Below are 11,823 nucleotides of genomic sequence, written 5' to 3'. Positions count from 1 at the left end.
GCATGTCAAAGCTTCAGGTATCCCTGTACCGCTACAATCCGGAAACCGACTCCGCACCCTACATGCAGGAGTTCGAGGTCGACACCCAGGGTCGTGACCTGATGGTGTTGAACCTGCTCGAGCTGATCAAGGAAGACGACAGCTCTGTCGCCTTCCGTCGCAGCTGCCGTGAAGGCGTCTGCGGCAGCGACGGCATGAACATGAACGGCAAGAACGGCCTGGCCTGCATCACGCCGCTGTCTGAAGTGGTCAAGAACAACAAGCTGGTACTGCGCCCGCTGCCTGGGCTGCCGGTCATTCGTGACCTGGTGGTCGATATGGCGCTGTTCTACAAGCAGTACGAGAAGATTCAGCCGTACCTTCAGAACGATACGCCGGCGCCGGCGATCGAGCGTCTGCAGGCCCCCGAAGAGCGCGACAAGCTCGACGGTCTCTACGAGTGCATCCTGTGCGCCTGCTGCTCGACCTCCTGCCCGTCGTTCTGGTGGAACCCGGAGAAGTTCGTTGGTCCTGCGGGTCTGCTGCAGTCCTACCGCTTCCTGGCCGACTCGCGCGATACGGCCACCCAGCAGCGTCTGTCCGAGCTCGAGGACCCGTTCTCCGTGTTCCGCTGCCGCGGCATCATGAACTGTGTGGCGGTGTGCCCTAAAGGGCTTAACCCCACTCGGGCGATCGGCAAGATCCGCGAGATGTTGCTCGCGAATGCCACTTAAAACGTGGCGCCGGGCTTGTTATCATGTCCCGGTTCGCGGGCGCGACACGATGTCGCGCCCGCGGATGACAGCGTCAAGAGCCGGTGCCATGGGCACCGGCTTTTGAGCATGAAGCAAGACCGCAAGGCAGAGAGACCGACGGCCGACAGGTCGCGGCAGAACCACCAGGGCGCTCGCTGATAGTCAGTGCCATGGGTGATGAAGGGCAGGGCATCGCGCTAGATGTCCTGTGACAGCACGCCCGCGGTACGGATTAGCATCGAGCCCACTACCACCCCATCAGTGCAGGGTGACCGAGAGATGCAACAAGGCATAATGGAGTTGATGTGGCGCTCCTCTCACGTGACGGGCAGCAACGTCCACTACGTGGAAGCGCTCTACGAGCAGTACCTCGACGACCCCAGCGCCGTCCCCGATGAATGGCGCGACTACTTCGACGAGTTGTCCCGCCAGGAAGGCGCCCCGTCCGACGAGACCCCCCTCTCACCGATCCGTGATCAGTTCTATCAGCTGGGCCGCGAGCGCCGCACCGCGGTGGCCAGCGCAGCGACTGCCGACAGCGAAGAAAGCCGCAAGCAGGTCAAGGTCCTGCAGCTGATCAACGCCTACCGATTCCGTGGTCACCAGAAGGCCGACATCGACCCCTTGGGGCTGCGCGATGCCAAGCCGGTGCCGGATCTGGATCTTGCGTTCCACCAGCTGTCGAAGGCCGACCTCGACACCGAGTTCCAGACCGGGTCCTTCTTCCTGGGCAAGGAGCAGGCAACGCTCAAGGAAATCGTCGATGCCTTGGATCGCACCTATTGCCGCGCGACCGGCTGCGAGTTCATGCACATCGTCGATACGGAAGAGAAGCGCTGGCTGCAGCAGCGTTTCGAGTCCGTGCGCTCTGCGCCAGACTTTGGTGATGACCGCCGCAAGCAGCTCTTCGAGCGTCTGACAGCCGCCGAAGGTCTGGAGAGCTACCTGGCCTCCAAGTACCCCGGCACCAAGCGCTTCGGCCTCGAGGGTGGCGAGACCTTCATCCCGATGATGGACGAACTGATCCAGCGCGCCGGAAGCTACGGCACCAAGGAAGTCGTCATCGGCATGGCCCACCGTGGCCGCCTGAACGTGCTGGTCAATATTCTCGGCAAGAACCCGGGTGAGCTGATCGACGAGTTCGACGGCAAGAAGCTGATTGAGCGCGGCTCCGGCGACGTCAAGTATCACCAGGGCTTCAGCTCCAACGTGATGACGCCTGGTGGCGAAGTTCACCTGGCGATGTCCTTCAACCCCTCGCACCTCGAGATCGTGGCGCCAGTGGTGGAAGGCTCCGTGCGTGCTCGCCAGGATCGTCGTGATGACCTTGACGGTGGCAAGGTGCTGCCGATCAACGTTCACGGTGACGCGGCCTTTGCTGGCCAGGGTGTGGTGATGGAGACATTCCAGATGTCCCAGACCCGCGCCTACAAGACTGGCGGCACGGTGCATATCGTCATCAACAACCAGGTGGGCTTCACCACGTCCCACCCGGAAGATGCACGCTCCACCGAGTACTGCACCGATATCGCCAAGATGGTGCAGGCCCCGATCCTGCACGTGAACGGTGACGATCCCGACGCGGTGCTCCACGTGACCCAGGTGGCACTGGACTATCGTCAGCAGTTCAAGAAGGACGTGGTCATCGACCTGGTCTGCTACCGTCGTCGCGGGCACAACGAAGCGGACGAGCCCTCCGGCACTCAGCCGATGATGTACCAGAAGATCAAGGATCATCCGTCTTCTCGTGCCCTCTACGCCGACCGTCTGGTGAAGCAGGGCGTGCTGTCCGAAGACGACGCCAAGGCCGTGGTCGAGAAGTACCGCGATGACCTGGTCGCCGGTAATCACGTGGCCAATGCGCTGGTGCAGGAACCCAACACCTCGCTGTTTGTCGACTGGAAGCCGTACCTGGGTCATGAGTGGACCGGACACGCCGATACCAGTTTCGACATGAAGCGACTGAAGCAGCTCGCCGCCAAGATGTGCGAGATTCCGGACGGTGTGAAGGTGCAGCGTCAGGTCGCCAAGATCTACGAAGACCGCCGCAAGATGCAGGGCGGTGGCATGGCCATGAACTGGGGCTTTGCCGAGACTCTGGCCTACGCGACGCTGCTGGATCAGGGCCATCCGATCCGTCTGACCGGTCAGGACGTAGGGCGTGGCACCTTCTCTCACCGTCACGCGGTGATTCACAACCAGAAGGATGGCTCCACCCATGTGCCGCTTCAGCACATGGCAGACGGTCAGCCGCGCTTCACCATTCACGACTCCTTCCTCTCCGAGGAAGCGGTGCTGGCCTTCGAGTATGGCTACTCGACGACCATGCCTAATGCGCTGGTCATCTGGGAAGCTCAGTTCGGTGACTTCTTCAACGGTGCCCAGGTCGTGGTCGACCAGTTCATCTCGTCTGGCGAGACCAAGTGGGGACGTCTGTGTGGCCTGACCATGCTGCTGCCTCACGGCTTTGAAGGGCAGGGGCCTGAGCACTCGTCAGCACGTCTCGAGCGCTTCTTGCAGCTGTGTGCCGAGCACAACATGCAGGTCTGTGTCCCGACCACGCCGGCCCAGATCTTCCACCTGCTGCGTCGCCAGGTGATTCGCCCGCTGCGCAAGCCGCTGGTGGTGATGTCGCCGAAGAGCCTGCTGCGCCACAAGGAAGCGACCTCGAGCCTGGAAGAACTGGCCGAAGGCAGCTTCAACATGGTGCTGCAGGATCAGGGGCAGCGTGATGCCGACAAGGTCGAGCGGATCATCATGTGTGCCGGCAAGGTCTACTACGACCTGGCTAACTGGCGCGAGGAGAACCTGCGCGACGACGTGGCGATTGTTCGCGTCGAGCAGCTCTACCCCTTCCCCAAGGAAGAGCTGATCGAAACGCTCAAGGAGTACTCCAACGTCACCGATATCGTCTGGTGTCAGGAAGAGCCCCTCAACCAGGGTGCCTGGTACTCCATGCAGCACAACCTGCGTGTCGTTGCCGACTCGCTCAAGGACGGTCTGGGCTCCCAGCTGAAGTTTGCTGGACGGCCGGCGTCAGCGGCACCCGCGGCGGGCTACATGTCCGTACATACCGAACAGCAGCGCCAACTGGTGGAAGACGCCTTCAATCTCTAAGGCGACCATCGGGAAGAGAGAGAACATTAAGGATACGACATGGCTACCGAGATCAAGGCACCATCCTTTCCGGAATCCGTTGCCGAGGGCACCGTGGGCACCTGGCACAAGAAGCCCGGTGACAGCGTCGAGCGTGACGAGCTGATCGTCGAGATCGAGACCGACAAGGTCGTGCTCGAGGTTGTGGCGGTGGAAGCTGGCACCCTGTCCGAAGTGCTGGTGGAAGAAGGCGACACGGTAGAGTCCGAGCAAGTGCTGGGCCGCATCGGTGAAGGCGGCGGCAGCGCCGAGCAGAAGTCAGAGGCCAAGCCGGCTGAAAAGGGCGACGCCGAGGGCGACGCGCAAGAAGCTCCCAAGGGCGGTGGTGAGAAGCGTGACGTCAAGGCGCCGAGCTTCCCTGAATCTGTTCAGGAAGGCACCGTAGCGAGCTGGACCAAGAAGGTCGGTGAAGCGGTCAAGCGCGATGAAGTGCTGGCCGAGATCGAGACTGACAAGGTCGTGCTGGAAGTGGTCGCACCGGAAGATGGCGCGCTCGCCGAGATCAAGGTCGAGGAAGGCGGCACCGTCGAGTCGGAAGCCGTGCTGGCGATCTTCGAAGTCGGCGCTGGTGGTGCCGCTCCGACCGCTGACAAGCAGGCTCCGAAGGCCAGTGCCGATGACGGTGGCAGCGACGAGCAGGTGGGCGACAAGATCGTGGCACCGGCGGCGCGCAAGCTGATCGCCGAGCACGACCTTGATGTCAGCGCGATCACGGGTACCGGCAAGGACGGTCGCGTGCTCAAGGAAGACGTGCTCAAGGCGGTCAAGGAAGGCAGTGCCAAGAAGGCAGCGCCGGCCAAGAAGGCCGCCGCCAGTGCGGCAGCACCTGCCGTCGAGGGCGAGCGCCCCGAGAAGCGCGTGCCGATGACGCGCCTGCGCAAGACCATTGCCAAGCGTCTGGTCCAGGCCCAGCAGACCGCTGCCATGCTGACCACCTACAACGAGGTGGACATGGGTGCGGTGATGGAGCTGCGCTCGCAGTACAAGGACACCTTCCTGAAGGCCCACGACGTCAAGCTTGGCTTCATGGGCTTCTTCGTCAAGGCGGCCTCCGAGGCGCTCAAGCGCTTCCCGGACGTCAATGCGTCTATCGACGGCGATGACATCGTCTACCACGGCTACCAGGATATCGGCGTGGCCGTATCCACCGATCGTGGCCTGGTGGTGCCGGTGCTGCGTGACACCGACAGCATGAAGATCGCCGACGTCGAGAAAGGCATTGTCGACTTCGGCAAGCGTGGTCGCGAAGGCAAGCTGGGCATTGAAGACATGCAGGGCGGCACCTTCACCATCACCAACGGCGGCATCTTCGGCTCGCTCATGTCCACGCCGATCCTGAATCCCCCGCAGACCGCGATCCTCGGTATGCACAAGATTCAGGAGCGCCCGATGGCGGTCAACGGCAAGGTTGAGATTCGCCCGATGATGTACCTCGCGCTGTCTTATGACCACCGTATGATCGATGGCAAGGACGCGGTGCAGTTCCTGGTCACCATCAAGGAGCTGCTCGAGGATCCGGCGCGTCTGCTGCTGGAAATCTGACCTGATTGGCAGTGACAGGGATTTATTGCAGAGCCTCTGCACACAGAACGAACAGGAGCCAACATGGCCGACAAGTATGATGTGATCGTCATTGGCGCGGGCCCGGGGGGCTACGTGGCCGCCATCCGTGCTGCCCAGCTGGGTCTGAAGACTGCCTGCGTCGAGAAGTGGATCGGCAAGGAAGGCAAGGTAGTGCACGGCGGTACCTGCCTGAACGTGGGCTGTATTCCGTCCAAGGCGCTGCTCGAGGCGTCCCACAAGTACGTCGAAGCCAAGCACGACTTCGACGACATGGGTATTCAGGCGGGCGACGTCAGCATGGACGTGTCCAAGATGATGGCCCGCAAGGACAAGATCGTTAAGCAGCTGACCGGCGGTATCTCCGGACTGTTCAAGGCCAATGGCGTGACTGCCATCGAAGGGACCGGCAAGGTCGTGGCCAAGAACAAGGTCGAGGTCACTGACAAGGACGGCGGCACCAGCACCGTCGAAGCGGATAACATCGTGATCGCCGCTGGCTCCGTGCCGGTAGAGATTCCGCCGACACCGCTGACCGAAGGCCTGATCGTCGACTCCACCGGCGCGCTCGAATTCCAGGACGTGCCCAAGCGTCTTGGCGTGATCGGTGCCGGCGTCATTGGCCTCGAGCTCGGTAGCGTATGGAGCCGTCTGGGTTCCGACGTGACCGTGCTGGAAGCGCTCGACAGCTTCCTGCCCATGGTCGACTCCGCCATCGGCAAGGAAACCCAGAAACTGCTCAAGAAGCAGGGCCTGGATATCAAGCTGAATGCTCGCGTGACCGGCTCCGAGGTCAAGGGCGAGGAAGTGGTCGTCAAGTACGAAGACAATGAAGGCGAGAAGGAACTGACCTTCGACAAGCTGATTGTCTGCGTCGGCCGTCGTCCTTACACCAAGGGCGTGGTCGCTGATGGCCTGGGCGTCGAGCTGGATCAGCGTGGTTTCATTCACGTCGACGATCAGTGCCGCACCAGCGTGCCGGGCGTTTTCGCCATCGGCGACTGCGTGCGTGGCCCGATGCTGGCCCACAAGGCCTCTGAAGAGGGCGTGATGGTGGCTGACGTCATCGCTGGCCATAAGGCCCAGATGAACTATGACGCCATCCCCAGCGTGATCTACACCCACCCCGAGGTGGCGTGGGTCGGCATGAACGAGCAGGACGCCAAGGCGGCTGGCATCAAGGTCAAGACCGGCAGCTTCCCGTTTGCGGCAAGCGGTCGTGCCATGGCCAACAACGCCACCGACGGTCAGGCCAAGATCATCGCCGATGCGGAAACCGATCGCGTGCTGGGCATGCATATCGTCGGCCAGCATGCCGGTGAGCTGATCGCCCAGGGTGTGATCGCCATGGAATTCGGCTCCAGTGCCGAGGACCTGGCGTTGACCTGCTACGCGCACCCGAGTCTGTCCGAGGCGGTTCACGAAGCCGCACTGGCAGTGGAAGGCCATGCCATCCACGTCGCCAACCGCAAGAAGCGCTAGCAAGACAACAAGCGTCCGGCGCACTCCGGCAAGCCTGTGCAGCTCTGGCAGGCTTGCCGGCGCTTGTTGCCGACGCATCGCCGCCGACCATGTATCGGTGGCGGTCGGTGGCGTCCCACACGACTGATCCTGCGGGGCAGGGTGGGGCGCCGTTCGAGTCACATGCAACCAATGGCATGAATCGATGAACCTTCACGAGTATCAAGGCAAGCAGCTGTTTGCCGACTATGGTCTGCCTGTTTCCAAGGGCTTTGCCTGCGACACCCCGGAAGAAGCCTATGAGGCGTGCAAGAAGATCGGTGGCGAGCAGTGGGTCGTCAAGGCCCAGGTGCACGCTGGCGGCCGCGGCAAGGCCGGTGGCGTCAAGCTGATCAAGAGCCCGGACGAGGCCAAGGCCTTCGCCGAGCAGTGGCTGGGCAAGAACCTGGTGACCTTCCAGACCGATGAACACGGTCAGCCGGTCGCCAAGATTCTGGTCGAGAACTGCACCGACATCGCCAACGAGCTCTACCTGGGCGCGGTGGTGGATCGTGGCACCCGCCGCGTGGTGTTCATGGCATCCACCGAAGGTGGTGTCGAGATCGAGAAGGTCGCCGAAGAGACGCCTGAGAAGATTCTCAAGGCCGAGATCGATCCGCTGGTCGGCGCGCAGCCGTACCAGGCGCGTGAACTGGCCTTCGCCCTGGGCCTCGAGGGTGCCCAGGTCAAGCAGTTCACCAAGATCTTCCTGGGCCTGTCCAAGATGTTCCACGACAAGGACCTGGCGCTGCTCGAGATCAACCCGCTGGTGATCACCGACGAAGGCAACCTGCACTGCCTCGACGCCAAGATCAACCTGGATGGCAACGCGCTGTATCGCCACCCGGACCTGCAGGAAATGCGTGACCCGTCTCAGGAAGACGAGCGCGAAGCCAACGCCGCCCAGTGGGACCTGAACTACGTGGCCCTGGAAGGCAACATTGGCTGCATGGTCAACGGTGCTGGTCTGGCCATGGGCACCATGGACATCATCAAGCTCCACGGTGGCCAGCCGGCCAACTTCCTTGACGTGGGCGGCGGTGCCACCAAGGAACGTGTGGCGGAAGCCTTCAAGATCATCCTGTCCGACGACAGCGTCCAGGCGGTACTGGTCAACATCTTCGGTGGCATCGTGCGTTGCGACATGATCGCCGAAGGTATCATCGGTGCTGTCGAGCAGGTCGGCGTGAACGTGCCGGTCGTCGTGCGTCTGGAAGGTAACAACGCCGAGCTGGGTGCCGAGAAACTGGCCTCCAGCGGTCTGAACATCATCGCTGCCAAGAGCCTCACCGATGCGGCTCAGCAGGTTGTCAAGGCAGCGGAGGGCAAGTAATGAGCATCCTGATCGACAAGAACACCAAGGTCATCTGCCAGGGCTTCACTGGCGGCCAGGGGACCTTCCACTCCGAACAGGCCATCGCCTACGGCACCAAGATGGTCGGCGGTGTGACCCCGGGCAAGGGCGGCCAGGAACACCTGGGCCTGCCGGTGTTCAACACCGTCAAGGAAGCCGTCGAGCAGACCGGCGCTGAAGCCAGCGTGATCTACGTGCCCGCTCCCTTCTGCAAGGATTCCATCCTGGAAGCGGCCAACGCCGGCATCAAGCTGATCGTGTGCATCACCGAAGGCATTCCGACCCTCGACATGCTGGACGTCAAGGTCAAGTGCGACGAGCTGGGCGTGCGTCTGATCGGTCCGAACTGCCCGGGTGTCATCACTCCTGGCGAGACCAAGATCGGCATCATGCCGGGCCACATCCACAAGCCTGGCAAGGTCGGTATCGTGTCTCGTTCCGGCACCCTGACCTATGAAGCGGTCAAGCAGACGACTGACCATGGTTTCGGCCAGTCCACCTGTGTGGGTATCGGCGGCGACCCGATCCCGGGCTCCAACTTCATCGACATCCTCGAGATGTTCGAGAAGGATCCGGCCACCGAAGCCATCGTCATGATCGGTGAAATCGGCGGTACCGCCGAGGAAGAAGCCGCTGCCTACATCAAGGAGCACGTCACCAAGCCGGTGGTCTCCTACATTGCAGGTGTGACTGCGCCTCCTGGCAAGCGCATGGGCCACGCTGGTGCCATCATCGCTGGCGGCAAGGGCACTGCGGACGAGAAGTTCGCGGCTCTGGAAGCGGCGGGCGTCAAGACCGTGCGTTCCCTCGCCCAGATCGGCGATGCCCTGAAGGAAGCGACCGGCTGGTAAGCGGTCCTGGCGTCACAATAGGCGTCAGCACAAAGGCCACCTTCGGGTGGCCTTTTTTTGTGGGCGTTTCCACGGATATGTCGCCTGGAACTCTGGTCTCAAATGTGCGGGGCTAGATCGCGGGGCTAGATTGCGGGTCTATCGTCTGGGGGGCTAACGTTTGGGTCTAATGTGCGGGGCTAACGTTTGGGTCTAATGTGCGGGGCTAACGTGCGGGTCTAACGTGCAGGTCTATCGCCAGGTCTAAAGGCCTCTGAGCTGGCGGGCGAGAGCCTTGACGCTCTGACGCCCGCCCTGACGCCCGCCCTGACGCCTTAGCAGCGACGCTTCCACACGCTTGATAGCTGCACCGCAAAGACCGGGGCCCCGGCCACCAGGTAAAGGTGATAGCTGACCAGGCGCCAGATGATCACTGCGGCGGCCGCTTGCTCCCGCGCCATGACGGGCAGCAGCAGCGCGCCGACGCTGACTTCAGCAGCCCCGGCGCCGCCGGGTAGCACGCTGAGCTGGCTGGCGGCCATGGCCAGCATCTGGACCAGAAAGGTCCAGGCCCAGTCGGCCTGGCCACCGACACCGAGCACCGCCAGATAAAGAAGGCTGTAGCGTGCCAGCCAATGCAGGCTGCAAAGCAGGAAGATGCCTGCGAGTATCGGTGGCGGCAGCTGAAGTGTGTTCATAAGGGTGTGGCGACAGCGCAGCAAGCGCCTGACGACCCAGCGTCTTGCTCGCGGCGTGGGAGACAGGCGTGCAGGCCACCAGGGCGTAATGACGGACAACCGCGGCGGATAGCGCAGCCATCGCGGTAGCCAGACGATGATGGCGGTGAAAGCGGCCAGTGCGACCATGAGCCCGATCAGTGCCGCCTCGACCAGTGACTGGTGAGGCCAGCTTGCCACTCCTCCCAGCGACAGCGCCACCAGCAGCCCCAGCATCAGGCTGAAGAACAGCATGTCGGCCAGCTGGTCGACCAGAAAGATCGCCGAGCCCTGAGCTGCGGGATAACCCCGGCGCGACAGCAGCCACAGTAGCGTGGCGACGCCGCCACCGCCGGCCGGAGTGGCGCATAGGGCGAATTTTGACGACATCTCGATGGCCAGGGCACCCGTCTGGCCAAGCCGTCCTGCGCGGCCATTCAGCATTAGCCGCAGGCGCGCCGCGTTCAGGTTCCAGCAGAGGATCGCCAACGCCACCATCAGGCACAGCGTTTCAGGGGGAAAGGCCATGACCGCGCCCAGGGTGCCAGTCCCTCCCAGCCACCAGGGCAGCACCAGCGAGAGCACGATGGTCAGGGCCAGCAGGCCGGCCTTCACCAGCAGTCCTGTGCGATGTCGGGGAGACTGACGCGCGCCGTCTTGGGCAAGCCTGAGTCGGCTATCGGTGGATGGCCCTTCAGCCATGGCGTCGCTTGGCAGGAACGATAGGGTCGACGACGGCTTCATAGTGGTGCAGCAGTGACAGCATGACCTTGTCCCAATCGAACTGACGTTCGACGAAGCGCCGAGCATGGCGTCCCGAGGCCTTGGGATCGTTGGCGAACAGGGCTTCGGTGGCCTCGGCCATGGCCGAGGCAGAATGCGGCTGACACAGAATGCCACCGCCCAGCGGAACGTTCTCGATCAAGGCCCCGGCGCGTGCCCCGATCACCGGGATTCCGCTGGCCATCGCTTCCTGGGCGATCAGCCCGAAGGTTTCGCGGGTGCCCGCATGCAGCAGCGCATCGCTGGAGGCCAGGGCCCTGGCGACTTCATGGGTGCCAACGCAGCGGTTGATCACGCTGACGTTGGACGGTACCTGGGTTGGCATGCCAGGACCCATCAACAGCAGGTGATAGGGGTGGCCCAGGCGCTTGGCAGTGTCCAGCAGAATGTCGATGTTCTTTTCCTGGGAGAACCTGCCCACAAAGACCAGCAAGCGGCTATCTGCCTCCAGGCCCAGCTTGAGTCTCAATGCTGGATCCCGTTTGTCAGGATGGAAGGTGGCCAGATCCACCCCAAGGGGTTGCACGCGTACGCGATCGACGCCCCAGGAGGCAAGCCGGTCTGCCATGGCCTGGCAGGGCGCCAGCACGCTGTCAAAGCGCTGGTAGAGGTTGACCACATAGCGCTCCAGACGCCGTCGCACTGGGGCGCCGAAACGATCGCCCATCAGGCGTGGAAGATCCGAGTGATAGAAGCCGACCACGGGTATCCCAAGCTGCTGGCCGGCGTCCAGGGCGGCCCAGGCCGTCACGTAGGGATCGCCGGCCTCGATCAGGTCGGGGGCCAGGTCCACGAGCGCGTCTTTCCAGGGGCGACGGCGAAGCGGAAAGCGATAGCTTTGTCCCAGGGGAATACGCAAGGAGGGCAGCTGATGGTGGTCCCCTAGACTGTCTCGCTCTGCGCCAGGCACCACCAGGCTTGTGCGCCACTCGGGAAAGCGTGAAAAGACCCGGTGCTTGGCCTGCAGATAAGTACGAACACCGCCGCTAGACGGCGCGTGGAACATGGTGACGTCGGCGAGATGCAAGGAAGCCTCCGTGGCAGTGACATCGTAGCCACGAGCCTACGAGGGAAATGCGACAGTTCTGCGACAGGGGGAGGCGGTGCGCATTGAGGCCCAACAAAAAAACGGCGACCCAAGGGTCGCCGTTTTTTGTTCTATCACGATACGCACTACTAGATAGCCCTGC

The 11,823-nt window shown here is 62.7% G+C and carries 8 protein-coding genes; 6 read left to right on the top strand and 2 right to left on the bottom strand.

The window, feature by feature from the left end; translation table 11 throughout:
* Window positions 1–2: 2 nt before the first annotated feature.
* From KUV45_RS05230 to sucD, 6 genes are all read left to right on the top strand, one after another.
* Entirely contained in the window at window positions 3–713 is a 711-nt protein-coding gene (locus KUV45_RS05230) for a succinate dehydrogenase iron-sulfur subunit (protein ID WP_206944431.1), read from the top strand.
* A 300-nt stretch (window positions 714–1,013) separates the two neighbouring features.
* Entirely contained in the window at window positions 1,014–3,851 is a 2,838-nt protein-coding gene (locus tag KUV45_RS05225) for a 2-oxoglutarate dehydrogenase E1 component (RefSeq protein WP_222164257.1), read from the top strand.
* A 39-nt stretch (window positions 3,852–3,890) separates the two neighbouring features.
* The gene (gene odhB / locus KUV45_RS05220; RefSeq protein WP_222164256.1) at window positions 3,891–5,432 is read left to right on the top strand and encodes a 2-oxoglutarate dehydrogenase complex dihydrolipoyllysine-residue succinyltransferase; all 1,542 of its coding nucleotides are present in this window, start codon (window positions 3,891–3,893) and stop codon (window positions 5,430–5,432) included.
* 63 nt (window positions 5,433–5,495) lie between these two features.
* Complete coding sequence (gene lpdA, locus KUV45_RS05215; RefSeq protein ID WP_222164255.1) at window positions 5,496–6,932, top strand: dihydrolipoyl dehydrogenase; 1,437 nt, start codon at window positions 5,496–5,498, stop codon at window positions 6,930–6,932.
* Window positions 6,933–7,116: 184 nt separating this feature from the next.
* Window positions 7,117–8,283 (top strand): ADP-forming succinate--CoA ligase subunit beta, encoded by a 1,167-nt coding sequence (gene sucC / locus KUV45_RS05210; RefSeq protein ID WP_206944423.1) that lies wholly within the window; start codon window positions 7,117–7,119, stop codon window positions 8,281–8,283.
* Window positions 8,283–9,155 carry a succinate--CoA ligase subunit alpha gene (sucD, locus tag KUV45_RS05205; RefSeq protein WP_206944421.1) on the top strand — a complete coding sequence of 291 codons (873 nt, stop codon included), beginning with the start codon at window positions 8,283–8,285 and terminating at the stop codon, window positions 9,153–9,155. Before sucC ends, sucD begins: the two co-directional genes overlap by 1 nt.
* A gap of 314 nt (window positions 9,156–9,469) precedes the next feature.
* On the opposite strand, the gene KUV45_RS05200 is transcribed toward sucD, so the two are convergent.
* Both KUV45_RS05200 and KUV45_RS05195 read right to left on the bottom strand, forming a co-directional pair.
* Window positions 9,470–10,552, bottom strand: coding sequence for a lysylphosphatidylglycerol synthase transmembrane domain-containing protein (locus KUV45_RS05200; protein WP_222164254.1), 1,083 nt, complete (start codon window positions 10,550–10,552; stop codon window positions 9,470–9,472).
* Window positions 10,545–11,660, bottom strand: a complete 1,116-nt coding sequence (locus KUV45_RS05195) for a glycosyltransferase (protein ID WP_222164253.1) — start codon at window positions 11,658–11,660, stop codon at window positions 10,545–10,547. Before KUV45_RS05195 ends, KUV45_RS05200 begins: the two co-directional genes overlap by 8 nt.
* Window positions 11,661–11,823 lie beyond the last annotated feature (163 nt).

The organism is Halomonas sp. DP3Y7-2 (assembly GCF_019800795.1).
Classification (GTDB): domain Bacteria; phylum Pseudomonadota; class Gammaproteobacteria; order Pseudomonadales; family Halomonadaceae; genus Halomonas; species Halomonas litopenaei_A.
Note: the sequence above shows the minus strand (reverse complement) of the source record. Positions and strands in the feature narration are given on the sequence as shown.